Origin of the sequence: Nocardioides marinus, from assembly GCF_013408145.1 — a bacterium.
GTDB lineage: Bacteria > Actinomycetota > Actinomycetes > Propionibacteriales > Nocardioidaceae > Nocardioides > Nocardioides marinus.
The window spans coordinates 488,058-511,586 of the sequence record NZ_JACBZI010000001.1 but is presented as its reverse complement, the minus strand read 5'-3'; the positions used below and the strand labels follow the sequence as shown (position 1 = coordinate 511,586).

General features: G+C 73.1%; 22 protein-coding genes. 7 read left to right on the top strand and 15 right to left on the bottom strand.

Annotated elements, in window-relative coordinates; translation table 11 throughout:
* Positions 1 to 89: 89 nt before the first annotated feature.
* Positions 90 to 614 (bottom strand): transcriptional regulator NrdR, encoded by a 525-nt coding sequence (gene nrdR, locus BKA05_RS02575; RefSeq protein ID WP_179530027.1) that lies wholly within the window; start codon positions 612 to 614, stop codon positions 90 to 92.
* 385 nt (positions 615 to 999) lie between these two features.
* Here nrdR and BKA05_RS02570 point away from each other — a divergent pair, with 385 nt between their 5' ends.
* Entirely contained in the window at positions 1,000 to 1,557 is a 558-nt protein-coding gene (locus BKA05_RS02570; RefSeq protein ID WP_179530026.1) for a hypothetical protein, read from the top strand.
* Here the strand turns inward: BKA05_RS02570 and BKA05_RS02565 are convergent.
* Both BKA05_RS02565 and BKA05_RS02560 read right to left on the bottom strand, forming a co-directional pair.
* Positions 1,541 to 2,443 carry a bile acid:sodium symporter family protein gene (locus tag BKA05_RS02565; protein WP_343045488.1) on the bottom strand — a complete coding sequence of 301 codons (903 nt, stop codon included), beginning with the start codon at positions 2,441 to 2,443 and terminating at the stop codon, positions 1,541 to 1,543. The genes BKA05_RS02570 and BKA05_RS02565 overlap by 17 nt on opposite strands.
* A 66-nt stretch (positions 2,444 to 2,509) precedes the next feature.
* The gene (locus BKA05_RS02560) at positions 2,510 to 3,454 is read right to left on the bottom strand and encodes an ATP-binding protein (protein ID WP_246289908.1); all 945 of its coding nucleotides are present in this window, start codon (positions 3,452 to 3,454) and stop codon (positions 2,510 to 2,512) included.
* A gap of 274 nt (positions 3,455 to 3,728) precedes the next feature.
* Here BKA05_RS02560 and BKA05_RS02555 point away from each other — a divergent pair, with 274 nt between their 5' ends.
* Positions 3,729 to 4,076 carry a hypothetical protein gene (locus tag BKA05_RS02555; RefSeq protein WP_179530023.1) on the top strand — a complete coding sequence of 116 codons (348 nt, stop codon included), beginning with the start codon at positions 3,729 to 3,731 and terminating at the stop codon, positions 4,074 to 4,076.
* A gap of 260 nt (positions 4,077 to 4,336) precedes the next feature.
* Here the strand turns inward: BKA05_RS02555 and BKA05_RS02550 are convergent, their stop codons facing one another.
* Positions 4,337 to 4,729, bottom strand: a complete 393-nt coding sequence (locus BKA05_RS02550; RefSeq protein WP_218842231.1) for a LysM peptidoglycan-binding domain-containing protein — start codon at positions 4,727 to 4,729, stop codon at positions 4,337 to 4,339.
* A 223-nt stretch (positions 4,730 to 4,952) separates the two neighbouring features.
* On the bottom strand, positions 4,953 to 5,765 hold the full coding sequence (locus BKA05_RS02545) for an SDR family oxidoreductase (protein ID WP_179530022.1): 813 nt from the start codon (positions 5,763 to 5,765) through the stop codon (positions 4,953 to 4,955).
* Positions 5,766 to 5,922: 157 nt separating this feature from the next.
* On the opposite strand from BKA05_RS02545, the gene lexA reads away from it, so the two are divergent.
* The 4 genes from lexA to BKA05_RS02525 all read left to right on the top strand — a co-directional run bounded on the left by lexA (position 5,923) and on the right by BKA05_RS02525 (position 11,740).
* On the top strand, positions 5,923 to 6,654 hold the full coding sequence (gene lexA / locus BKA05_RS02540; RefSeq protein ID WP_179530021.1) for a transcriptional repressor LexA: 732 nt from the start codon (positions 5,923 to 5,925) through the stop codon (positions 6,652 to 6,654).
* A gap of 199 nt (positions 6,655 to 6,853) precedes the next feature.
* A complete protein-coding gene (locus tag BKA05_RS02535; RefSeq protein ID WP_179530020.1) occupies positions 6,854 to 8,632 on the top strand; it encodes an alkaline phosphatase D family protein in 1,779 nt (592 codons plus the stop codon).
* The gene (locus BKA05_RS02530) at positions 8,632 to 9,942 is read left to right on the top strand and encodes an alkaline phosphatase family protein (RefSeq protein WP_179530019.1); all 1,311 of its coding nucleotides are present in this window, start codon (positions 8,632 to 8,634) and stop codon (positions 9,940 to 9,942) included. Before BKA05_RS02535 ends, BKA05_RS02530 begins: the two co-directional genes overlap by 1 nt.
* Before the next feature lie 112 nt (positions 9,943 to 10,054).
* Positions 10,055 to 11,740, top strand: coding sequence for an alkaline phosphatase D family protein (locus tag BKA05_RS02525; protein WP_343045487.1), 1,686 nt, complete (start codon positions 10,055 to 10,057; stop codon positions 11,738 to 11,740).
* Positions 11,741 to 11,809: 69 nt separating this feature from the next.
* Here the strand turns inward: BKA05_RS02525 and BKA05_RS02520 are convergent, their stop codons facing one another.
* The 3 genes from BKA05_RS02520 to hflX form a co-directional block, all read right to left on the bottom strand.
* Entirely contained in the window at positions 11,810 to 13,774 is a 1,965-nt protein-coding gene (locus BKA05_RS02520; protein WP_179532935.1) for an ATP-dependent DNA helicase, read from the bottom strand.
* A gap of 74 nt (positions 13,775 to 13,848) precedes the next feature.
* Entirely contained in the window at positions 13,849 to 14,586 is a 738-nt protein-coding gene (locus tag BKA05_RS02515; RefSeq protein WP_179530018.1) for an SGNH/GDSL hydrolase family protein, read from the bottom strand.
* 100 nt (positions 14,587 to 14,686) lie between these two features.
* On the bottom strand, positions 14,687 to 16,174 hold the full coding sequence (hflX, locus tag BKA05_RS02510; RefSeq protein WP_179530017.1) for a GTPase HflX: 1,488 nt from the start codon (positions 16,172 to 16,174) through the stop codon (positions 14,687 to 14,689).
* Positions 16,175 to 16,229: 55 nt separating this feature from the next.
* Here hflX and BKA05_RS02505 point away from each other — a divergent pair, with 55 nt between their 5' ends.
* Positions 16,230 to 16,817: a nucleoside/nucleotide kinase family protein gene (locus tag BKA05_RS02505; protein WP_179530016.1), complete on the top strand. Its 588-nt coding sequence runs from the start codon at positions 16,230 to 16,232 to the stop codon at positions 16,815 to 16,817.
* A gap of 78 nt (positions 16,818 to 16,895) precedes the next feature.
* On the opposite strand, the gene BKA05_RS02500 is transcribed toward BKA05_RS02505, so the two are convergent.
* The 7 genes from BKA05_RS02500 to miaA form a co-directional block, all read right to left on the bottom strand.
* A complete protein-coding gene (locus BKA05_RS02500; protein ID WP_343045486.1) occupies positions 16,896 to 17,519 on the bottom strand; it encodes a class I SAM-dependent methyltransferase in 624 nt (207 codons plus the stop codon).
* An 88-nt stretch (positions 17,520 to 17,607) separates the two neighbouring features.
* Positions 17,608 to 18,384, bottom strand: coding sequence for an SDR family NAD(P)-dependent oxidoreductase (locus tag BKA05_RS02495; RefSeq protein WP_179530015.1), 777 nt, complete (start codon positions 18,382 to 18,384; stop codon positions 17,608 to 17,610).
* A 177-nt stretch (positions 18,385 to 18,561) separates the two neighbouring features.
* The gene (gene dapF / locus BKA05_RS02490; protein ID WP_179530014.1) at positions 18,562 to 19,389 is read right to left on the bottom strand and encodes a diaminopimelate epimerase; all 828 of its coding nucleotides are present in this window, start codon (positions 19,387 to 19,389) and stop codon (positions 18,562 to 18,564) included.
* Positions 19,389 to 20,045 (bottom strand): MSMEG_1061 family FMN-dependent PPOX-type flavoprotein, encoded by a 657-nt coding sequence (locus tag BKA05_RS02485; RefSeq protein ID WP_343045485.1) that lies wholly within the window; start codon positions 20,043 to 20,045, stop codon positions 19,389 to 19,391. Before BKA05_RS02485 ends, dapF begins: the two co-directional genes overlap by 1 nt.
* 73 nt (positions 20,046 to 20,118) lie before the next feature.
* On the bottom strand, positions 20,119 to 21,972 hold the full coding sequence (gene ggt / locus BKA05_RS02480; protein WP_179530013.1) for a gamma-glutamyltransferase: 1,854 nt from the start codon (positions 21,970 to 21,972) through the stop codon (positions 20,119 to 20,121).
* A gap of 35 nt (positions 21,973 to 22,007) precedes the next feature.
* A complete protein-coding gene (locus BKA05_RS02475; RefSeq protein ID WP_179530012.1) occupies positions 22,008 to 22,583 on the bottom strand; it encodes a dihydrofolate reductase family protein in 576 nt (191 codons plus the stop codon).
* The gene (miaA, locus tag BKA05_RS02470; protein WP_179530011.1) at positions 22,580 to 23,503 is read right to left on the bottom strand and encodes a tRNA (adenosine(37)-N6)-dimethylallyltransferase MiaA; all 924 of its coding nucleotides are present in this window, start codon (positions 23,501 to 23,503) and stop codon (positions 22,580 to 22,582) included. The genes BKA05_RS02475 and miaA overlap by 4 nt, the downstream gene beginning before the upstream one ends.
* Positions 23,504 to 23,529: the final 26 nt, after the last annotated feature.

The window sequence follows — 23,529 nt, the reverse complement described above, 5'->3', positions numbered from 1 at the left end:
ACAGTGCTGCCTGTGCGTGCTGATGCGGTGGGGAGAGGGGTTGGTGCGCCCGGCAGGCAGCTTCCCCACTACCTGCCGGGCGGTCTGTGTCAGCCCGTGGGCTGAGGGGTGAGGTCGTCGCTCTCGAGGTCTCGACGCTCGCTCGTCGCTGGCGCTCCTCGCTGCTCGACCGCCTCGGCACGCAGCATCGCGATCTCGGCCTCGAAGTCCGCCGCGGAGCTGAAGGCCCGGTAGACGGAGGCGAAGCGGAGGTAGGCGACCTCGTCGAGGCGGCGCAGCGGGCCCAGGATGGCCAGCCCGACCTCGTGGGCGGGGATCTCGGCGGCGCCGGCGGTGCGCAGCGCGTCCTCGACCTCCTGGCCCAGGCAGGCGAGCTGGTCCTCGCTGACCGGTCGGCCCTTGCAGGCCTTGCGGACGCCGGAGACGGCCTTCTCGCGGACGAACGGCTCGGTGGCGCCCGAGCGCTTGACCACGGTCAGCTGCATCAGCTCGACGGTGGTGAAGCGTCGCTCGCACGTGGAGCAGGTACGCCGGCGGCGGATCGATCCCCCGTCCTCGGCGACCCGCGAGTCCAGCACCCGGGTGTCGGTGGCTCGGCAGTACGGGCAGTGCACAGCGAGGCTCCTTCATGGGTGAGGATGGTCGGACGGGTCGCGGGCGCGGCTACGACACCCCTGGCTGTGGGGTGTGCAGACGATGTGGAGATCGGGGCTCTCCCTGTGGAGAACCACGAGGGAGCTGTGAGTCATCCACCCTTGCTCTGTGAACTAGATGTGGATAACTACATCCGTGTAAGTACTAGATGTAGTGGGAACCGTACGCCTGGATCACTAGGCACGCAAGTGGACCGACCAGATTGACGTCATCTGGATCACACTCCCGACAAAGCCGCAGGTCAGCGGCGTGCCGGAGGCCCGCTGGGCTGCCGCCACGGGCGTGTCGGACCCTGAGCAACAGGTACTCATTCCCTCCCCGAGGGGCACGCACCACACTCCCCCCATGCGCTCCCTCCGCCCTCCGCACGGACCCCGACCTCCGCACCGACTCCTCGCCGTTCCGCTCCTGGTGGCCCTCGCGGTCACGACCAACGGCTGCGGCGCCGACGCGCTCGCCGAGCGCGCCACCGAGAAGGCCGCGGAGAAGGCCCTGGAGGACGCCGCGGCCGAGGGTGTGGAGATCGACCTCGACGCCGGGGACGGCGGGATCTCGGTCGAGACCGACGACGGGTCCTTCACCTCCGGCCTCGGCTCCCTGCCCGCCGGGTTCCCCGAGGACGTGCCAGTGGTCGCGGGCGAGATCCTCAACGGCGCGAGCAGCCAGCAGGACGGCACGACGGCCTACCTCGTGACGGTCATGGTCCAGGCCCCGGCCCAGGAGGCGATGGCCGAGGCGATCTCCGCGCTCGAGGACGCCGGCTACAGCCGTACCGAGAACTCGATGTCGATGGGCGGGCTGCTGATCGAGATGCTCACCGGCCCCTGGGAGGTCACGGTGGGCGCCACCGACGACGGCGAGGGCGGCACGATGCTGCAGTACACCGTCATCGAGCCGCAGTGACCCTGCCCGCGCCTCGGGTGATGAGGAACCCGAACGCCGTGGCCAGGACGTACATCAGGATCGAGTAGACCGCCGCGGGGATCGCCACCTCGGTGCTGTCGAGCACCGAGAGGGCGATGGTCAGCGCCACGGTGGTGTTGTGGATGCCGACCTCCATCGAGCTGGCCACGGCCTGCGGCTGGTCGAGGCGGACGAGCCGCGCGCCGGCGTACCCGAGGCCGAGGCTGAGCACGCACAGCAACCCGGTCACGATGCCCACCTGCTGCAGGTAGCCCCCGAGGTTCTCCCGCTCGCCGAGCAGCGCGCCCACCGCGACGGCGACCAGGACGACGATCGAGAAGACCCGCACCGGCTTGTCCGCGCGGGCGGCGAACGCGCTGGACCAGCGGCGCACCAGCATGCCGATCGCCACCGGGACCAGGACGATCGCGATGACCTGCACGACCTTGGCCCACTGCAGCCCGAGGTCGCCGTCGGTGTCGAAGTAGCCGATCGCCAGGTTCGTGACCAGCGGGATCGTCACGGCCGCGAGCACCGAGTTGATGGCGGTGAGGGTGATGTTCAGCGCGACGTCGCCGTGGAAGAGGTGGCTGAACAGGTTGGCGGTCGTGCCGCCGGGCGAGGCGGCCAGGAGCATGACGCCCACCGCCAGGAGGGGGTCGAGGTCGAAGGCGACCACCAGGCCGAAGGCGATGACGGGCAGCACGAGCACCTGCAGGCCGAGTGCGACGACCACGGCACGCGGCGTACGGGCCACCCGTCGGAAGTCGGCGACCTGCAGGGACAGCCCCAGGCCGAACATGATGATCGCCAGCGCGACCGGGAGGCCCACGCTGATCAGCACCGAGTCGTTCATCGCACCCTCCGCACCTGTGACTGGCGCCACAGTGAAGCACGTGCTCGGGCGCGCAGGGGCGACCTCCGCCCGCGACGCGCGGCCGGGCGCGCCGGGTCAGCCGGCGTCGTGCGGTGCCAGGTCGATGGAGAACCACACGGTCGTGCCGCCGGGGTCGTGCTCGGAGCCCCAGCGGTCGGTCATCGCCTCGACCAGCATCAGCCCGCGCCCGAAGACCACCAGCGGGTCCTCCCCGCCCACGGGCGCCACGACCTGTCCCCCGGCGCCGAAGTCGCGCACGACGACCGTGAGCACGCCCTCCTCCACCGAGACCCTCAAATCGGCCACGGTGCGGGCGTGGTGGACCGCGTTGGTCACGATCTCCGACAGGCACAGCTGCGCGGTGTCGACCACGTCGTCGGCCACGCCCCAGGTGCGCAGCTCGGCAGCCAGGAACGCCCGCGCCTCCCGCGGCGCGGTGGGCTCGGGCAGCAGCCGCAGCGTGGCCGTGCGCCCCGTGGTCTCCACGGCCGGGCTCGCGTCGAGCACCTCCTCCAGGGAGTCGTCGACCGGCCCCGCGCGGCGGGCACTGACCTCGTGCAGCGCCGCGACCGTACGCCGGGCCAGCCCCTCCAGCAGCTCGCGCTGCTCGGGCCCGAAGGTCTGCGGCCGGTCGTAGAGCAGGAACAGCCCACCCAGGCGCATGCTCGTGCCCAGCATCGGGACGACGGCGGCGGCGACGTGGCCGGCCTCGCCCTCCCTCTGGGCCAGCCACGGCCAGCGCTCCTCCAGGGTGCTGAGCGCCGCCAGGATCGGGCGACCGGTGCGGACCACGTCGTTGAGCGGCACGTCGTCGTAGGCGTCGATGTGGCACCAGTCCAGGTCGCTCGCCTGGTCGCCGCCGCGGGTGGCGGAGGTGAAGCGCAGCCGACGCCCCCCTCCCTCGGTCAGCGCCACGGCGACGCGTGCGACGTCCGGCAACGTCAGCAGGTCCGCGACCACGGCCCGTACGACGTCGTCGACCAGGACCGCCCGCTCGACCTCGGCCTCGAGGTGGGTCATGGGCACCGCGGGCGGCTCCGCAGGCGGGCCCGCAGGTGGGCCCGCAGGTGACGGCGCGTCGGCGGCCGCGGTCCGCTGGGCACCGCGGCCCGCGACGTCCGGCTCGTCCCCTCGTCCCTGGGCCACCCAGCCAGGCTAACCCCGCGGCCCATCCCCCATCAGGGTCCTCCTGCCCCTTCCTCGGGCCCTTCGGCCCGTGGTGGGCCACCGGGCGCGACCGCACCGCTCGGCGGTTCGCCCCGTGACGCGTGGGGCGATCGGGGACAATGGCGCGGTGGCTGGGAGCGGAGGGAAGCACGGATCGCACAGCGGCCCGCGCCCCCCGGCACCCCACCGGACCCGTCGCCTGCTGGCCCTCACCGCCGGGGTCACCGGCCTGGTCGTCGCCTGGGGCTACCTGGTCTGGGCGGCCATCGACTTCGGCACGACCGCACGCGAGGGCAGGACCGCCGCCTGGTGGTTCCTCGCCCTGGCCTCCCTCGGCGCGGTGGCCTGCCTCTTCGCCGGCCTGTTGGTCGGGCTGCGGCTGCTGCGCGAGCTCGGCGTCGTCGCCCCGGACCCAGCACCCGGCACCGAGCCCCCCGCTCCGCGACCCAAGGGCGGCAAGCGCGCCGCGCGCTGAGCCTGGCCCCGCCCAGGACGGCCGGTGCGCGAAGGTCTGACTGATATCGGTCGAACCTGCGGGTTCGCGGTCGAAGGTTCGACCGCGCACCGCAAGGTCTGACTGACATCAGTCAGACCTTGCGGCCCGCCCAGCACCACCGAGGGGCGGTCCCGCCGTGGGCCCGCCCCTCGTCTTCCCCGTGGTTTCGCCGGCCGGGGTCGAATCGACCGGCGAAGTCTGTGCGCCCCTTCCGGGGCGGTGCTCCCGTCGCGTCGCGCTCAGCTGTCGGCGGGGACCCGCAGCCGCTGACCGGCGACGAGCATGCCGCTCTCGAGGTGGTTGAGCTGCTGGATGGTCGACATCATGTCGCGGACGTCGCCGCCCTCGGCCCGGGCCGAGGCGATGTCCCACAGGGTCACCCCGGTGCCGACCACGATCGTGTCGGTGGGCACCGGCTGCCCCTTCTCCGAGGTCGCGACCGAGCCGCCAGCGAAGGCCACCGCGATCGCCACGGCCACCAGCAGGCCGACCACGAAGACCACCAGGCGACCGCGCCGGGTCAGGCGCAGACGGCCGTCGGTGCCAGCAGCCGAACGCGGTGCCGAGCGCGGAACCGGACGGGCGGAGGTGCGGGCCGGGAGGTGGACTGCGGGAAGGACCATGGTGCTCATCGGGATCTCCTGGGGAAGGCGGAGTGGGTCTGCGAACCGATGTCTACCGACGACCACCGACAGTCCCGGTCAGGGAGGACCGGGCGGGCCTGGGGCCGACGGCTCGACCACCAGTTCGATCGAACACGTGTACGAGAGTAGATCAGGTGTTCGAACGAGATCAAGGGTTTCTGCGAACAAATGTTCGACTGCCCCTGCGTGGGCCGCGAGCCCACCCACCCCGTCAGCCGCGGCGGAGCGCCCGACGACCCTGGGCGGCGAAGAGCGCGGTCCCCTTGGCGGCGACGCCGGGAGCCAGGGAGATGGTGCGCATCAGGGCCCCGCGCCACACCGGCACCGTCCGGATCACGCGGCCGGTCCCGACCAGCCCGACGGCCGCCTCGGCGATCTCCTCCACCGACAGGATCCGACCACCCGAGTGAACCAGGGCCGCTCCCAGGCCTTCGGGGTCCTGCTCGTCCAGCATGGCCGTCCGGACCCCGTCGGGGCAGATCGCGTGCACCCGCACCCGACGCGCCGTCTCGGCGGCCACGGACATGGTGGCCGACACGGTCGCGGCCTTGGTCGCGGCGTACACGCTGTAGCCGGGGACCGGCCCCAGCCCCGAGAGGGAGGCGGTGTTGACGATGTCGCCGGAGCCGTCGCCGAAGGCCTCCAGCGCAGCGCGCATGCCCCACAGGACACCCAGGAGGTTCACCTCCACCAGCCGGCGCACCTGCTCCTCGGAGAGCTCCGAGAGTCGCCCGTCGTCGCCGACCCCGGCGTTGTTGAACCAGGCGACCAGACGACCGTGCCCGGCCGCCACCTCGGCGACCGTGCGGTGCGCCTCCGGGTCGCGCACGTCATGGGCCAGTCCGGCGACGGCGCCGATCTCCCGCGCGGTCGCCTGCACGGCCTCCCCGTCAACATCGGTGACGACCACGGCGTACCCCTGGGCCACCAGCAGCTCGGCGATCCCGCGGCCGATGCCGCGAGCAGCACCGGTGACCACGGCACTGCGCTGGATGGGGGCGGCGGGGACCGGGCGGGGCGTCATGGCCCGAGTGTGCTCGACACGCCGATTCGAACACATGTTTGATCGCGGACCGGATGAGTCATAGCGTGTGAGCACCACGACGCAGGCCGTGCCACACCCGTGCCGCCGCGTCCGCGGGCGCACCCTGCGGGCCGGTGGTCGAACCAGGAGGACCCCCATGGCGACCAGCCACGACGACGCCGCCCCCGGCGTGAGCGCGCTCCCCGACGGCCCGCCCGACGCCAGCGGGCTCACCCCGCGCCAGACCAAGGTGCTGGAGACCATCCGCGACGCGGTCGCCCAACGCGGCTACCCGCCCAGCATGCGCGAGATCGGCCAGGCCGTCGGCCTGACCAGCACCTCCTCGGTGGCCCACCAGCTGAAGGTGCTGGAGGAGAAGGGCTTCATCAAGCGCGACGGCAGCCGGCCCCGCGCCCTCGAGGTCTTCCTGCCCGAGTCGATGGCCGCACGGCGCGCGATCTCCTCGGCCGACGAGAGCTCCTTCGACGAGACCGGGGTCGGCGACACCCTGCCCGCCGCCTCCTACGTGCCGATGCTCGGCCGGATCGCCGCGGGCGCGCCGATCCTCGCCGAGGAGCAGGTCGAGGACGTCTTCCCGCTGCCCAAGCAGCTCGTCGGCGACGGCCAGCTCTTCCTGCTCGAGGTGCGTGGTGAGTCGATGATCGACGCCGCCATCTGCGACGGCGACTACGTCGTGATCCGCCAGGCCAACACCGCCGAGAACGGTCAGATGGTCGCCGCGATGATCGACGGCGAGGCCACCGTGAAGACCTTCTCCCGCAAGAGCGGGCAGGTGTGGCTGCTGCCGCACAACGACGCCTTCGAGCCGATCGACGGCACCCACGCCACCATCCTCGGCATCGTCACCGCCGTGCTGCGCAAGGTCTGAGGGGTACGCCGGCGGCGGGTGGTCTCGACGCCCGCTCGTCGCTGGCGCTCCTCACTGCTCGACCACCGGTAGGCGCGGGGTCTCGACGCCCGCTCGTCCACCGGGTCGCGGGCGGTCGCCTGGTGAGCACCGGGTGAACGGACGGTGCTCACTCCGGCGAAACCGTCACGAAACAGGGGGCGGCGTCGTTGGATGAGTCGTGACCTCGACGAAGCCGCCGACGACGCCCCCCACCTCGTCCTCCTCCCCCTCCGCGTTGCCCCGCCGCACCGTCCTCGCGACCGGCGCCGCGGGAGCCGCCGCGGCCGGGGTGCTCGGCAGCGGCGTACGCCCTGCGCAGGCCGACCCGACGGGGCAGCCCGGTGCGGCCGACGGGGCCGAGCGCGGGAAGGCGACGCACGAGGTCTTCCAGCACGGGGTCGCCTCGGGTGACCCGTTGCCGCGCCGGGTCGTCATCTGGACCCGCGTCACCCCCACCCCTGCGGCCACGGCCGGCTCGGGCAAGGGCGGGCCGGTCACCGTCACCTGGCAGGTGGCCAAGGACAAGCGGTTCCGCAAGGTCGTCAGCAAGGGCCGGTTCCGCACCAGCGCCGGGCGCGACCACACGGTCAAGCTCGACGCCAGGGGCCTCAAGCCGGACACCGAGTACTTCTACCGCTTCCGCGCCCTCGGCCAGAAGAGCCCCGTCGGCCGCCTGCGCACGGCGCCGCGCAAGCGCGCCGCCCTGGACAACCTGCGCTTCGGGGTCGTGTCCTGCGCCAACCTCGAGGCCGGCTTCTTCAGCTCCTACCGCGGCCTCGCGGCGCGCGAGGACCTCCACGCCGTCCTCCACCTCGGCGACTACCTCTACGAGTACCCCACCGGCGAGTACGGCATGGGCCAGGACAACGTCGTCGTCCGCCCGCACGACCCGCCGCACGAGATGGTCAGCCTCGAGGACTACCGCCGCCGGCACGCCAACTACAAGGCCGACCCCGACCTGCAGGCCCTGCACGCGCGCTACTCGTGGATCCTCACCTGGGACGACCACGAGGTCACCAACGACCAGTGGAAGAACGGCGCGGAGAACCACGACGAGTCCGAGGGTGACTACAAGGTCCGCCGTGCCCGCGCCCACCGCGCGTACGACGAGTGGATGCCGGTGCGGATGGACGGGACCGCTGCCCTGGGCGACGGCACCCGCCTCTACCGTCGGCTGCGCTTCGGCAACCTCGCCGAGGTCTCGATGCTCGACCTGCGCACCTATCGCGACGAGCAGGTCTCCACGCTCGCGCCGACACCCGTGCCGGCGCTCGAGGCCGAGGTGAGCGACCCGTCCCGCTCCATCACCGGCAAGAAGCAGATGGCCTGGCTCAAGGAGTCACTCACCCGCGGCGACCACGCGCCGCAGTGGAAGGTCATCGGTAACCCGGTGATGATCGCGCCGGTCACCTTCGGCGACCTGCCCAACGACCTGATCGACCCCATCAACGACGTGACCGGCATCCTCCCCGGCGACGGCGCGCCCTACAACGTCGACCAGTGGGACGGCTACACCGCCGACCGCCGCGAGGTCCTCGGCCACATCCGCGACCACCAGGTCAAGGACGTCTTGTTCATCACCGGCGACATCCACTCCGGGTGGGCCTGCGAGCTGCCGCTGGACACCTCCACGCAGCCGCTCTACGGCGACTCCTACGGGGTGGAGTTCGTGTGCTCCTCGGTCACCTCGAACAACCTCAAGGACATCACCGGCGCGCCGCAGCTCACGCCGCTCGTGGAGACCGCGATCCTCGCCAACAACCGGCACATCAAGTACCTCGACTTCGACAACCACGGGTACTCCGTCCTCGACATCACCCCCGAGCGCGCCCAGATGGACTGGTACGTCATCGGCGCCCGGGACGACGCGGCCACCCCGATCGAGTGGTCGACGTCGTACGCCACGCTGGCCGGGACCGGCCGGATCACCCCCGTCGACGCTCCGCTGGAGGCCTGATGTGCCAGGACACCCCCCTCGCCGGCTCCCCTGAGCGCGCCGCCCGCCGGCTCGCGGAGATCCGGGCCAGCCGCCGCACCGTGCTGACCGCGGCTGCCTCCGGCCTGGCCTTCTCCAGCGCCGTCGGCGCGGCGGCGCCCGCGGGCGCCGCCAGCGCGAGGACCAAGAAGCGCTGCTACGTGCTCGTCACCGACGGCTGCCGCCCCGACGAGATCGAGCCGACCCTCACCCCCAACCTCCACGCGCTGCGCGAGGGCGGGATGTGGTGGCCGCGGGCGACCTCCATGCCGGTCATGGAGACGATCCCCAACCACGTGATGATGATGACCGGGGTACGCCCCGACCGGTCGGGCGTGCCGGCGAACTCCTTCTACGACCGCGAGCTCGGCGAGATCCGCGACATGGACCAGCCCAGCGACATCCGCGTCAAGACGATCATCGAGCGCCTCGGCAAGCGCGGCTTCACCACCGGCACGGTGCTGAGCAAGGAGTACCTCGTCGGCATCTTCGGCGAGCGGGCCACGCACCGCTGGGAGCCCGAGCTCTACATCCCCGTCTCCGGGCACGCCCCCGACCTGCTGACCTACAACGCGCTGACCTCGATGGTCGACGAGTTCGACCCGCACCTGGTCTTCGTCAACCTCGGCGACATCGACCGGGTCGGCCACACCGACCTCACCGGCACCAACCTGCGCCTGCTGCGCCAGGCAGCGCTGCTCGACACCGACACCCTCGTCGGCCGGTTCATCGACGGCCTGAAGTCCAGCGGCGCGTGGGAGCACTCGATGGTCATCGTGCTCGCCGACCACTCGATGGACTGGTCGATCCCCACCAACGTGATCACCCTGCAGGGGGCCATGGACGAGGACCCGCTGCTCGGCGGCAACGTCGTGATCGCCGACAACGGCGGTGCCGACCTCGTCTACTGGACCGGCCCGAGCAGCAAGCTCGACAAGGCGGTGAAGCGGATCCAGCAGATCGCCGAGGCCACGCCCGGCGTCCTCAAGGCCTGGGACCGGCGTACGCCGTGGCTGCGGCTGGGCCCGGAGTCAGGCGACGTCGTGGTGTTCTGCCAGGCCGGCTGGCGCTTCTCCGACCCCGACCCGGTCACCAGCAACCCGATCCCCGGCAACCACGGCCACCCCGCGACCCGGTCGATCCCCTTCTTCATCGGTGGCGGGCACCCGGCGGTCAAGGCCGGCAAGGTCTTCTCCGCCCACGCCCGCACCATCGACGTGGCGCCCACCGTGGCGAGGTTCTTCGGGCTGCCCACCCCCAAGAAGCGGTACGACGGCAAGCCCCGGATCTGACGCGGCACCCCTGTCCGCGTCCGCTCGGGCCCGGTTCGGGACCGCCGCCAGAACGCCCGGTGAACGCTCGGAACGCGACGTCACCCGCGCGCCCGGGCGACGTTGAGCCGATGTGAACCAGACCCAGTCCTCCACCCCCGCCATCCCCCGCCGCACCGTGCTGGCCACCGGGGCCGCCGGCACCACCCTCGGGGTGCTCGCCGCGGGACCCGCCGAGGCGGGGCGCGGGAAGAAGGGGGGCGGGGGCGGGCCGCGGGCGACGCACCCGGTCTTCCAGCACGGTGTGGCCTCCGGTGACCCGCTGCCCGACGCCGTCGTGCTGTGGACCCGGGTGACGCCGACCCCGGAGGCCACGCCAGGCTCGGGGCGCGGCGGCAGGGTGACGGTGCGCTGGGAGGTGGCCACCGACAGGCGGTTCCGCCGCGTGGTGACCAAGGGCCGCTTCGTCACCAGCAGCAGCCGCGACCACACCGTGAAGCTCGACGCCCGGGGTCTGCGGCCGGAGCGCTGGTACTTCTACCGCTTCCACGCCCTCGGGCAGACCAGCCGCGTCGGCCGCACCCGCACCGCGCCGGCGCCCGACGCCACCCCGGAGAACCTGCGGATCGGCTTCACCTCGTGCAGCAACTGGCCGGCCGGACTGTTCGCGGCGTACCGCGGCCTCGCCGAGCGCGACGACCTGCATGCCGTCGTCCACCTCGGCGACTACCTCTACGAGTCCGGCTCGGCCAACGTCCGGGCGCACGAGCCGGCCCACGAGATCGTCACCCTGGCCGACTACCGGGTGCGGCACGGGCAGTACAAGACCGACCCCGACCTGCAGGCCGCGCACGCCCACGCCCCCTGGATCGTGACGTGGGACGACCACGAGGTCACCAACGACTCCTACGCGACGGGCGCCGAGAACCACGACCCGGAGACCGAGGGCAGCTACGCCAAGCGGCGCGCCCGCGCCCACCGCGCGTACGACGAGTGGATGCCGGCCCGCCTCGACGGGACCGCCCGGCTCGGGGACGGGACGCGGCTCTACCGGCGGCTGCGCTTCGGCACGCTGGCCGAGCTGTCGATGCTGGACCTGCGCACCTACCGCGACCAGCAGGTCGCCGACCCCGGCTACGACACGGGCGTCGACGACCCCGAGCGCACCATCACCGGTGAGCCGCAGATGGAGTGGCTGCTCACGGGGCTGCGGCAGGAGCGCGCGCAGTGGAAGGTGGTCGGGACGTCGGTGATGTTCAGCCCGCTCAAGGTCGCCGCGCTGCCGCGCGACGTCACCGACGCGGTGAACACCCTGGCCCCGCTGATCCCGCAGGACGGCGTCTACGCCAACCCCGACCAGTGGGACGGCTACACCGCCGACCGGCGCACGGTCGTGGACCACCTGACGGCGAACGGCGTCCAGGACACCGTCTTCATCACCGGCGACATCCACTCCGCGTGGGCGATCGACGTGCCGACCGACGTGGGGGCCTACCCGCTCACGCCGACGGCGGGCGTGGAGTTCGTGTGCACGTCGGTGACGTCGAACAACCTCAAGGACCAGCTCGGCACGCCCGCCAGGTCGCCCATCAACCAGGCGGCGGAGCAGGCGATCCTGGCCGCCAACCCGCACATCAAGTACCTCAACTTCGACGACCACGGCTTCTGCGTGCTCGACCTCGACGCGCAGCGGGCGCAGTGCGACTGGTTCGTCATCGGCTCGCGCACCGACCCCGACACCCCCATCACCTGGACCCGCTCCTTCGCCACCGACTCCGGCGCCGGGTCGGTGCGCGAGGTCGACGCCCCGGTGGGCTGAAGGCCGGCGGACGTCATACGGACGGGACGTCCGCTCGTCCCGTCCGTATGACGTCCCGGGACCGTCGCCTCAGCCGGCAGAGGCGGCCAGCCGCGTCAGGGCCTGGCGTACGACGGCAGGGTCGGTGGTCGTCCACATCGGCGGCAGGCTCGCCTTGAGGAAGGAGCCGTAGCGGGCGGTGGCCAGCCGCGGGTCGAGCACGGCGACGACGCCGCGGTCGGTGGTGGTGCGGATCAGCCGCCCGGCGCCCTGGGCCATCAGCAGCGCCGCGTGGGTGGCCGCGACCTGCATGAAGCCGTTGCCGCCGGCCTTGTCGGCGGCCTTCTGCCGCGCGCTCATCAGCGGGTCGTCGGGACGGGGGAAGGGGATGCGGTCGATGAGGACCAGCTGGCAGGTGTCGCCGGGGACGTCGAGGCCCTGCCACAGCGAGAGCGTCCCGAACAGGACGGTGTGGTGGTCCTCGACGAACTGCTTGGCCAGCTCGGGCAGCTGCGCGTCGCCCTGGGCCAGGGTCGTCAGGTGCGGCAGGCGCTCGCGGACGGCCTCGGCCGCCGCCTCGGCGGCCCGGCGCGAGGAGAACAGCCCCAGGGTGCGGCCGTCGGCGGCGTCGACCAGCTCGGCGATCTCGTCGAGCTGGGCCTTCACCAGCCCGTCGCGACCGGGCGGCGGGAGGTGCCGGGCGACGTAGAGGATGCCCTGGCGGCCGTAGTCGAACGGCGACCCGACGTCGACGCCGCGCCACGGGAGGACGCCCTCGCCCTCGGGCACCGACCCGCCGTCGACGACCCGCTCCGACGGCTTGAGGCCCACCGAGGTCGCCACCGACGCGAAGTCGCCCCCCAGCATCAGCGTCGCCGAGGTCATCACGACGGTCTTGTCGGTGAGCAGCTTGTCGCGCATCTGCCCCCACACCTGCAGCGGCGCCACGCACAGCCGTGGCGCGGAGCGCTCGGAGCCCTCCGAGAGCCACAGCACGTCGGACTCCAGGTCGGCGGCCATCCGCTCGGCGACGGCGAAGACGTCCTGCACCGAGCCCTTGGCCTGCTGGCGGCCCGGGTCGCCGTCGCCCTCCCCCGGCTTCTCCTTGGGGAACCCCGAGACGCACGCGCGAGCGGCGTCGCGCACCAGCTGCAGCGCATCGCCCAGGTGCTCGGGCAGCACGTCGAAGCGGCCCGGGGAGGCGGTGGTGACCGCGTCGCGCAGCGCCTCGCCCGCGTCCGCGAGGTCGTCGGCGGGGTTGCTCGCGCCCTCCGTGGAGACGTACTTGCGGGCGCGGCGCGCGGCGCGCTCCACGTCGGGAGCCGTGAGCTCGTCGGTGGCCGCCTGGGTCACCCGGGCGACGAGCTCGTGCGCCTCGTCGATCACGACGGCGTCGTACTCGGGGATCATCGGGACGCCCTCGATGGCGTCGATGGCCAGCAGCGAGTGGTTGGTGATGACCAGGTGCGAGCGGTGCGCCTTCTCCCGCGCGAGCTCGGCGAAGCACTCCTGACCGAACGGGCAGCGCTGGGCGCCGAGGCAGTCGCGGTGACCGACCGAGACCTGGCGCCACTCGCGCTCGGTGTGGCGCGGGGCGTTGTCGCGCTCGCCGGAGCCGCCCTGCTCGGCCTCCTCCTCCGCCCAGGCCCGCAGCTCGAGGACCTTCTGCCCCATCGAGCCCTCGGGCAGCTGCACCAGGGCGCCCTGGTCGTCCGGCACGCCCTCGCGGACGCGGTGGAGGCAGGCGTAGTTGGAGCGGCCCTTGAGCACGGCGTAGGAGGTGTCGACGCCCTCCTGGCCCTTCATCGCCTCCATCAGCCGCGGCACGTCGCGCTCGACGAGCTGGTGCTGCAGCGCCAGCGTCGCTGTTGCCACCACGACGCGCTTGTCGTGCAGCAGCGAGGGCACGAGGTAGGCCAGCGACTTGCCGGTGCCGGTGCCGGCCTGCACGAGCAGGTGCTGGTCGTCGGCCAGGGCGCGCCCGACCTCCTCGGCCATCTGCACCTGCCCGTCGCGGGTCGCCCCGCCGAGCGCGGTCACCGCCGTCTCCAGCATCGCGCTCACGCTGGTCCTCGGCTCACTCACGCCGAGCACCCTAGTCGCGGCCGGGGACGGTCCACTCCCCGCGGTCAGCCGGCTGTGGACAGCCGCGCGGCGACCGCGTCGCCGAAGCGGGCGTGACCGGCCGGGGTGAGGTGCAGCAGGTCGGGCAGGTAGTCCAGCGCCAGGTCGCTCACCGCCACGAACCGCACCCCGTGCTCGGCGCACAGCCGCTCGAGCAGCCCCTCGACCCTCGGGACGTACGCCGACCGGGCCGGCGCGTCCGCGGGCCCGACGACGGTCAGCGGGTGCCCGTCGAGCTGGCCGAGGAGGCGTTCGAAGCCGGCCCGGATGTCGGCCGCGGACATGTCCCAGTCGTTGAGGCCGCCCGCCACGACCACCGGCGTACCGGGCGGGAGGGGGCGCAGCGCCGCCCGTGCCCGGGCGGCGAACGAGACCTGCGGGCCGCAGCCCGAGGCGCCGGCGCTGAACCCGGAGCCGGAGAAGCCGGCCACGTGGACGCGACCGGGCAGCCGGGTCGGCCAGGAGCCGGTGGGGTCCTCGAGGCCGAGTCCGGCGGTCCAGGAGTCACCGATGACCAGGACGTCCTCGCCCGCGCCGGACACCGAGCCCGACCGGGCGACGGAGTCGGCGCTGAACGTCTCGCACCGGGTCGGCCCCGAGCCGGTCGCGCGGCCGGTCACGACGACCACGGAGAGGGCCACGAGCACCGCCGCGAGCGCCACCACCGCGAGCCGACGCGGCGGGCGCTGCACGCTGTGGCGGGGCTCCGGCGCACGCCGGTCCCGCACCCCCCGGAAGGCCATGGGTCCATGGTGCGGCCCGATGGCCCCCGCACGCAGCCGAAGCCGCGCTTGCGCGCCGAACCGTGACCGGATCGTGCTCCGGCCACGGCCCCGGCGGGCCTCAGGCCTGCGGCGTGACGGCGTACGCCGCCAGCTCGCCGGCCAGGGACTCGCTCGCGCGTCCGCGCACGAGCGTCCCGTCGCCGGTGTGCTCCATCGACTCGATCTCGCCGACGCGGTGGATCTTGTCGACCAGGTCGCCGCGGCTGTAGGGCAGCAGCACCTCGAACTCGACCGCCGGGCGGGGCAGCTCGGACTCCACGCGGGCCAGCGCCTCGGCGATGCCCTGGCCGGTCCTCGCCGAGACCACGACCGTGTGCGGCTCGCGCGCCTGCAGCCGCGCGATGACCATCGGGTCGGCGGCGTCGGCCTTGTTGATGACGATCAGCTCGGGCACGTCGGTGGCGTCGATGTCGGCGAGCACCTCGCGCACCGCCGCGATCTGGCCCTCCGGGTCCGGGTGGGACCCGTCGACGACGTGCAGCAGCAGGTCGGCGTCGGCGACCTCCTCCAGGGTCGAGCGGAACGCCTCGACCAGCTGGTGCGGCAGGTGCCGCACGAAGCCGACCGTGTCGCTCATGGTGTAGACGCGCCCGTCGGCGGTGGTGGTGCGCCGGGTGGTCGGGTCCAGGGTCGCGAACAGCGCGTCCTCGACCAGCACGCCCGCGCTGGTGAGCTGGTTGAGCAGGCTGGACTTGCCGGCGTTGGTGTAGCCGGCGATCGCGACGCTCGGCACCTGGTTGGCCTGGCGCTGGCTGCGCTTGGCGTCACGGGTGACCTTCATGTGCTTGAGCTCGCGGCGCAGCTTGGCGATCCGGTCGTTGATCCGGCGCCGGTCGGTCTCGATCTTGGTCTCACCGGGGCCTCGACCACCGATGCCCTCACCGCCGGCCGCCCGGCCGCCGGCCTGGCGCGAGAGGTTGCCACCCCAGCCGCGCAGGCGCTGCTTCATGTACTGCAGCTGGGCCAGCTCGACCTGCGCCTGGCCCTCCTTGGACTTCGCGTGCTGGGCGAAGATGTCGAGGATCAGCGCGGTCCGGTCGACGACCTTGACCTTGAGCTTGTCCTCGAGGTTCCTCAGCTGGCTGGGGGCGAGCTCGCCGTCGCAGATGACGGTGTCGGCCCCGGTCGCGCGGACGATCTCGCCGATCGCCTCGACCTTGCCGCGCCCGACGTACGTCGCGGGGTCGGGGCTCTGCCGGCGCTGGTAGATCGCCTCGAGCACCTCCGAGCCGGCGGTCTCGGCGAGCAGGGCGAGCTCGGCCATCGAGTTCTCGGCGTCCTGCGTGGTGCCCGAGGTCCACACCCCGACCAGCACGACCCGCTCGAGCCGGAGCTGGCGGTACTCGACCTCGGTGATGTCCTCGAGCTCGGTGCGCAGCCCGGCGACCCGGCGCAGCTGGTGCCGCTCGGCCAGCTCCATCGCGCCGACCGTCGGCTCCTCGGGGTCGGGCTCGTCGGCGTACCCGGACTCGAAGTCCTCGGGCTCGTCCCAGTCCTCGGTCTCGTCCAGCTCGGTGTCGAGGGAGAAGTCGTGTGCGTTGCTCATATACCTCCAGCGTAGGTCTCCTTCAACGCCGCGGCGAACGGGTTTACTCCCACGCATGGACCTCGACCTCGACGACCTGCGCTCCCGCGTGCCCGGACGCCTGCTCGGACTCACCGGTGCCCCCGGGGTCGGGAAGTCGACGCTCGCCGCCGCGTTGGCGCGCTCGTGGGGTGCGGTGGTCGTGCCGATGGACGGCTTCCACCTCGCCGACGTCGAGCTCTCGCGGCGCGGACTGCTCGGGCGCAAGGGCGCACCGGAGACCTTCGACGCCGAGGGGTACGCCGCCCTGCTGGCCCGGGTCCGCGGCCGCGAGCCGCTGGTGATGGCCCCGGCGTTCGAGCGCGACCTCGAGCAGCCGCTGGCGGGGGCACTGCCGGTCCCGGGGTCGGCCGGCCTCGTGGTGACCGAGGGCAACTACCTGCTGCTCGACGAGCCCCGGTGGGCGGCGGTGCGCGCGCAGCTGGACGCGGTCTGGCACCTGCGGGTCGACCCCGCCCTGCGCCGCGAGCGGCTGCTGGCCCGGCACGTGACGTTCGGCAAGACGGCCGCCGAGGCCGAGGCGTGGGTGCGTGCCGTCGACGACCCGAACGCCGCGCTGGTCGAGGCCGCCGCCGAGCGGGCCGACCTGGTCATCGATCTCTGAGGGTGCCCGGCCCACCGTGGGACGTCATACGCCCCGCGGCAGCGGACGTCCCGTCCGTATGACGTCCCCGCAGCCGGCTCAGGCGCGGCGGGCCAGCAGCGTGGCGTCCTCGATCTCCATCTCGCGGCCGTCGCGGGTGACGGTGCGTGGGCGCTCCTCGGCGACGACGACCTCGAACCCCTCGGGCAGCGCGGGCAGCAGGTCGGTGCTGTGCCACATCGCCCGCAGCCGCTTCTCGTCGTGGCGGTGGAAGGTCTCGGAGGGGGCGTGGCCGACCACGAGCAGGTGGCCACCGGGTGCGACGGCCGGCGCGAGGCGGCGTACGACGTCGACGATGCTGCCCTCCGGCGGGTGCAGGAAGTGGGTGGTGACCAGGTCGAACTCGCGCCCGCCGGCCTCGAAGGTCCGGGCGTCGACCTGCCACCAGTCGCACCGGTCGGCGACGCCCGACTCGGCCGCGTGGGCGGCGGCGCGCTCGAGGCCCTTGGCGGAGAAGTCGGCGCCGGTCACGCGCCAGCCCTGCTGGGCCAGCCAGATGACGTCACCGCCCTCCCCGCAGCCGAGATCCAGGGCGGTGCCGGGGGTCAGCCGACCGGCCTCCGCGACCAGCTGCGGGTTGGCCCTGCCGCTCCACATCTTCTCCTCCGCGGAGTAGCGCTCGTCCCAGCTGGCGGGCTCGAAGAAGTCCTCGTCGTGGCTCACGCCCCCAGCCTAGGAGCCCGGACATGGGTCGTGCCCCTCAGCGGGCGCCATGGCGCGCGCTGAGGGGCACGACTCGAGGATCAGGAGCTCACTTCGGAGGCATCCGGATGCCGCCGTCGACGCGGATGACCTCGGCGTTCATGTAGGAGTTGGTGATGGTCTCCACGACCATGCTCGCCAGCTCGTCCGGGCGCCCCAGGCGCTTGGGGAAGAGCACGCTCTCGCCCAGCTTGGCCTTGAACGCCTCCGACGCCTCGCCCTCGCCGTAGATCGGGGTGTCGATGAGCCCGGGGGCGATGGTGTTGAGGCGGATGCCCGCCGAGGACAGGTCGCGCGCGACCGGCAGGGTCATGCCGACGACGCCACCCTTGGAGGAGGAGTACGCCGCCTGGCCGATCTGGCCGTCGAAGGCGGCGACGCTCGTCAGGTTGGCGATGGCGCCGCGGCAGCCGTCGGCGTCGGGCTCGTTGCGGCTCATCGCGGTCGCCGCGAGGCGGGTCATGTCGAAGGTGCCGATCAGGTTGATCGCGATCACCTTGCGGTAGGCCTCGAGGTCGTGGGCGGAGTCGAACTCGCCGTCGCGGCCGATGGTGCGCTGGGCCCAGCCGATGCCGGCGGAGTTCACGACCGCGCGCAGCGGCGCGATGGCGGTGGCGGCGTCGACGGCGGCCTTGATCTGGTCGGTGTTGGTCACGTCGACCTGGGCGAAGACGCCCTTGATCTCCTCGGCCAGGGCCTCGCCCTTGTCGGCCTGGAGGTCGGCGATGACGACGGTGGCACCCTTGGCGGCCAGCTGGCGGGCGGCGGCCGCGCCGATGCCCGAGGCGCCGCCGGTGACGATGGCGGTGGATCCGGTGATGTCCATGGCCCGGAACCTAGCGGGTGGGGAGACCTGCGTCACCCGCGGGTCGATGATCGGGACAGTTCCACTGTCACGGTCGGGTGGGGGAAGGTTCGACTGATGTCAGTCAGACCTTCGCGATGGCGGTCGAAGGTTCGACCGCGCAGCGCAAGGTTGGACTGACATCAGTCAGACCTTCCCCTACAGACCGGTCTCCCCGCGCGCCACGATCACGCCCGGGCCGGTCATGAGGATCCGTCCGGCCTCGGTCCACTCGATGCGCAGGGTGCCGCCGGGCAGGTCGACGGTGTACGCCGAGCCCAGACCGGTCCCGTCCCGGCCGACCCCGTCGCGCAGGGCGGCGGCGACCGCGACCGCGCAGGCGCCGGTGCCGCAGGAGCGGGTCTCCCCGGAGCCCCGCTCGTGCACCCGCATGGCGACGTGCCCGGGCGCCAGCGGCACGACGAGCTCGACGTTGACCCCGTGCGGGTACACCGCGGGGTCGAACTCCGGCGAGGTCAGCAACGAGCCCACCGGCCCGGTCGGGTCGAGGGACTCCACGAAGGCCACCGCGTGGGGGTTGCCCATGTCGACGTGCGTGGCCGCCCAGGTCGAGCGACCGATCGACACCGCGGTCTGCCCCAGCACCTGCGGCTCACCCATGTCGACGGTGATGTCCTCGCCGTCCACGACGATCGTCTTCAGACCGTCGCGGGTCTGGACGGGGATCGGCTCGTCGCCGGGGACCAGTCCCTCGGCGACCAGGTGCCGCGCGAAGACCCGGATGCCGTTGCCGCACATCTCCGAGACCGACCCGTCGGCGTTCCAGTAGTCCATGAACCAGTGGCCGTCCTCGCCGCGCACCACCCGCAGCACACCGTCGCCCCCGATGCCGGCGCGCCGATCGCACACCGCGCGCACCCGCGCCGACCAGGCCTCGGGCGACAGGCCACCGTGGACGGTGCCGTCGTGGTCGGGCAGCAGCACGAAGTCGTTCTCGGTGCCGTGCCCCTTGAGGAAGGGGTACATCAGTAGAGCCCCTCCGCGTAGGACGGCCCGTAGTAGCGGTCGAGCTCCTCCACCGGGCCGGCACCCTCGACCGTCGAGGCGATGACGGCGCGGCGCGGCACGACCGCCTCCGGCTCCCAGGTCTCCGGCTGCCACAGCCCCGAGCGCAGGAACGCCTTCGCGCAGTGGAAGAAGACCTCCTCCACCTCCACGACGACGGCCAGCACCGGCCGGGCGCCGCGCACGGCCATCTCGTCGAAGAAGGGGGCGTCGGTGACCAGTCGGGCGCGCCCGTTCACCCGCAGCGTGTCGCCCCGGCCCGGGATGAGGAACAGCAGCCCGACGTGGGGGTTCTGCAGGATGTTGCGGTACCCGTCGGCCCGCCGGTTGCCCGGCCGTTCGGCGATCGCGATCGTCTGGTCGTCGAGCACGTGGGTCAGCATCCCGGCGGGATCGCCCTTCGGTGAGGCGTCGCAGCGACCGGTCGCGTCGGCGGTCGAGAGCACGCAGAACGGCGCCGCCGCCAGCCAGTCCCGGTCCACCTCCAGCAGCCGGTCGCGACCCTTGTCGCGGGCACGTGCGGTCGGCTCGCCCAGCAGCGCGACGAGCGCGTCGACGGAGTCCACGCTCGGCCAGTCGGCGCCGGTGCGGTCAGGGGCGGGGAGGGTGCTGCTCACCCGCCCACGGTACGCCGCTGGGCCCGCGCGGCCGGCACCCGAGCCGACCCATGGGCTGGGCGGCCGGCCCGGCTCAGCGTCGGTCGACGACCCGCGCGTCACCGCCCCCGCGGCGTACCGGCTCGGCGACGGCGATCACCTGCTTGCCGCGCAGGAACTCGATGCCGGTGGCAGCGCCGATCTCCCCGCCGGGCAGCGTGGTCTCCCGCAGCAGGTGCCCGAAGGGCTCCAGGTCACCGCCCCACGCCTCGAGCCAGGCCGGCTCGGCGTCGACCCACACCGTGTTGCGCTGGGTGGCGCGCGGGGCGGCGACGGCGTCCTCGAGCGTCTGGCCGCGGTCGATGAAGTCGACCAGCAGCCCGAGCACCGTGGTGATGATGGTGGAGCCACCGGGCGAGCCCAGCGCCACCAGCGGCTTGCCCTTCTCGGTGACGATGGTGGGCGCCATCGAGCTGCGCGGGCGCTTGCCGGGCTCGACGCGGTTGGGGTCGCGGCGCTTCCAGGTGAGGCTGAAGTCGGTGAGCTCGTTGTTGAGCAGGAAGCCGCGACCGGGCACCACGATGCCGGCGCCACCGGTCTGCTCGATGGTCAGCGTGTAGGACACGACGGTGCCCCAGCGGTCGGTGACGACCAGGTGCGTGGTCTCGGTGTTCTCGTGGTCCTCGGCCTCGACCGAGGTGCCCTCGCGCTCGGCGCCCGGCTCGCACCGGCCGTCATAGCGGCGCACGTCGCCGGCGTCGAGCGGCTTGGGCGTGGCCTGGGCCATCGACACCGCGCAGAGCCGCTCGTCGGCGTACTCCGGGTCCAGCAGCGCCTCGTCGGGGACCTTCACGAAGTCGCGGTCGCCGACGTAGGCGGCCCGGTCGGCGAAGGCGAGCGCGCTCGCCTCGAGGACGGCGTGCTGGACCCGCTCGTCGGTCCAGCTCGACAGCGGCATCCGCTCGAGGATGGCCAGCGCCTGGCCGACGGTGCTGCCCCCGCTGGAGGAGGAGCCCATGCCGTGCACCTCGAAGCCGCGGTAGTCCAGGGTCAGCGGCTTGCGCACCCGGACGTCGTAGGTCTTGAGGTCCTTCTCGCGCAGGTGGCCCGGCGGCACCGGCAGGTCGCCGTCGAGCACCGGCGGCGCCTTGACGGTCCGGACGATGTTGCGGGCGATCCGGCCGCGGTAGAACGCCTTCGCCCCCTGCCGGCCGATCTGGTCGTAGGTCTTCGCCAGGCCGGGGTTGCGGAAGGTGGAGCCCACGGCCGGCGTCTGGCCGTCGGGCAGGAAGAGCGCGGCGGTGGAGCCGATCTGGGCGAACCGGTCGGCGTTGGCCTCGACCTGCTCGGCGAAGGTCCGATCGACCTCGAAGCCGTCGCGGGCCAGCTCGGCGGCCGGGCGCAGCAGGGTCCGCATCGACCGGCTCCCCCAGCGCTCCAGCGCCTCCTCCCAGGTGGCCACGGTGCCGGGGGTGCCCACGGCCAGGCCGCTGGTGACCAGGTCGGGGTAGAAGGGGTAGGGGTCGCCGGTGGCCGGGTCGAGGAACATGGTGCGCTTGGGCGACCTCGACGGCGCCGACTCGCGACCGTCGATGGTCAGGACCTTGCCGGTCCTGCCGTCGAGCCGCATGAGGTAGCCGCCCCCGCCGATGCCGGCGCTGAACGGCTCGGTGACGCCCAGGGCGGCGGCGGTGGCGACGGCTGCGTCGACGGCGTTGCCCCCGCTCTCCAGGACCTTCAGCCCGATCCGGGTGGCCTCGGGGTCGACCGAGGTCACGGCACCGCCGGTGCCCTCGTCGGTCGCGAGCCTGGTCACGGCCCGCGGGGCCGGCTCGGTGACCGGAGCCGGTGTGGTCGGGTCGGCCACCGCCTGGGGGGCCACGGGCGCCAGGGCCAGCGCGGCGAGAGCGGGGACGAGGGCCAGCGGGGCGCGACGCAGGATGCGCATGGGGAGCCTTTCGGGCGGGCGGCGTGCGGCCGACCCTAGGCGCCTCGCGGGCCCACCACGTCGTAGATCGCGCAGGCGAACGCTCCGTGCTGTGCCAGCTCGACCAGCCTCAGGTCGAACGGTCGCGGGAACAACGGCCGACCCGCCCCCAGGGTCACGGGCGCGATGGAGAGCAGCAGCCGGTCGAGGTGACCGGCCTCGGCGAAGTCGGCCGCCAGCCCGCCCCCGCCGACGATCCAGACGTCCTTGTCACCGGCGGCCGCCGCCATCTCCTGCCACACCGGCTCGACGTCACCCTGCACGAAGCGCACGTCGGCGCCCTCGATGACCGGCAGGTCCCGGTGGGTGAAGACCCAGGTGGGCTGGGCGTACGGCCAGGCGCCGGGCTCCCCGCCGTCGGGCTCCCCCGCCCCACCGGACTCCAGGTGCGCGCGCACCCACTCGTAGGTCGTGGCGCCCATGGCCAGGGCCCCGATGCCCGCGATGAAGGTGGCGTAGTCGAGCGGGCCGCCCTCCTCGTGCTCCTGGGACATCAGCCACTCCAGCGAGTCGTGCTCGTCGGCGATGTACCCGTCGAGGGTGGTGGCGGTGTAGAAGTGCGTGCGCGTCATGGCTCCATGACAGCGGAGACCGCCGACAGTGCGCCAGCGACCCGGTCGGGGTCGTCGAAGCGCACCCAGTGGATGCGCGGGTCCTTGCGGAACCACGCGTCCTGGCGACGCGCGAAGCGGCGGGTGGCGACCACCGTGCGCTCGCGCGCCTCGTCCAGCGACAGCTCGCCGGCCAGGTGGGCGGCGACCTCGGGGTAGCCGATGGCCCGGGAGGCGGTACGCCCCTGCGCGAGCCCGCGCGCCAGAAGCCGCTCCACCTCCGTCACGAAGCCGGCCGCGAACATCTCCCCGACCCGCTGCTCGATCCGCGTGTCCAGGGTGGGCCGGTCGATGTCGACGCCCACCTGGACGGTGCGCGGGTCGACGTACTCCAGGCGGGGCAGCGTGGCGCTGAACGGTCGGCCGGTGATCTCGACGACCTCCAGGGCCCGGACGACGCGGCGGCCGTTCTCGACCAGGATGCGCGAGGCCGACTCGGGGTCGACCTCGGCGAGCCGGGCGTGCATCGTTGCGGACCCCACCTCCGCGAGCTCCGCCTCGAGCCGCGCCCGCACCGCCGGGTCGGTGCCGGGGAACTCGAACTCGTCGAGCACCGCTCGCGTGTAGAGCGCCGAGCCGCCCACCAGCACCGGCGTGACGCCACGGCCGCGGAGCTCGGTGATCACTGCACGCGCCTGCCCCTGGAACTCCGCCACCGTCGCCGGCTCGGTCACCTCCAGGGTGTCCAGCAGGTGGTGCGGGATGCCGCGGCGCTCGTGGGGCGGCAACTTGGCGGTCCCGACGTCCATGCCCCGGTACAGCTGCATCGCATCGGTGTTCACCACCTCCCCACCGAGTGCCTCGGCGAGGTCCAGGGAGAGCCCGGTCTTGCCGGCGGCGGTGGCCCCGACCACCGCGACCACCGGAGGGAGAGGGCTCATGTGGCTAGTGTGGCAACCCGTTCCGA

Excerpts from the sequence above, each read along its gene's own strand:
- dapF (WP_179530014.1), bottom strand. The coding sequence starts at position 19,389 with ATGTACCCCTTCCTCAAGGGGCACGGCACCGAGAACGACTTCGTGCTG.
- BKA05_RS02515 (WP_179530018.1), bottom strand. The coding sequence starts at position 14,586 with ATGGCCTTCCGGGGGGTGCGGGACCGGCGTGCGCCGGAGCCCCGCCAC.
- BKA05_RS02550 (WP_218842231.1), bottom strand. The coding sequence starts at position 4,729 with ATGAGCACCATGGTCCTTCCCGCAGTCCACCTCCCGGCCCGCACCTCC.
- miaA (WP_179530011.1), bottom strand. The coding sequence starts at position 23,503 with ATGAGCCCTCTCCCTCCGGTGGTCGCGGTGGTCGGGGCCACCGCCGCC.
- BKA05_RS02520 (WP_179532935.1), bottom strand. The coding sequence starts at position 13,774 with ATGCTGGAGACGGCGGTGACCGCGCTCGGCGGGGCGACCCGCGACGGG.
- lexA (WP_179530021.1), top strand. The coding sequence starts at position 5,923 with ATGGCGACCAGCCACGACGACGCCGCCCCCGGCGTGAGCGCGCTCCCC.
- BKA05_RS02560 (WP_246289908.1), bottom strand. The coding sequence starts at position 3,454 with ATGACCCACCTCGAGGCCGAGGTCGAGCGGGCGGTCCTGGTCGACGAC.
- BKA05_RS02505 (WP_179530016.1), top strand. The coding sequence starts at position 16,230 with ATGGACCTCGACCTCGACGACCTGCGCTCCCGCGTGCCCGGACGCCTG.
- BKA05_RS02545 (WP_179530022.1), bottom strand. The coding sequence starts at position 5,765 with ATGACGCCCCGCCCGGTCCCCGCCGCCCCCATCCAGCGCAGTGCCGTG.
- BKA05_RS02495 (WP_179530015.1), bottom strand. The coding sequence starts at position 18,384 with ATGGACATCACCGGATCCACCGCCATCGTCACCGGCGGCGCCTCGGGC.
- hflX (WP_179530017.1), bottom strand. The coding sequence starts at position 16,174 with ATGAGCAACGCACACGACTTCTCCCTCGACACCGAGCTGGACGAGACC.
- BKA05_RS02475 (WP_179530012.1), bottom strand. The coding sequence starts at position 22,583 with ATGACGCGCACGCACTTCTACACCGCCACCACCCTCGACGGGTACATC.
- BKA05_RS02530 (WP_179530019.1), top strand. The coding sequence starts at position 8,632 with ATGTGCCAGGACACCCCCCTCGCCGGCTCCCCTGAGCGCGCCGCCCGC.
- BKA05_RS02570 (WP_179530026.1), top strand. The coding sequence starts at position 1,000 with ATGCGCTCCCTCCGCCCTCCGCACGGACCCCGACCTCCGCACCGACTC.
- ggt (WP_179530013.1), bottom strand. The coding sequence starts at position 21,972 with ATGCGCATCCTGCGTCGCGCCCCGCTGGCCCTCGTCCCCGCTCTCGCC.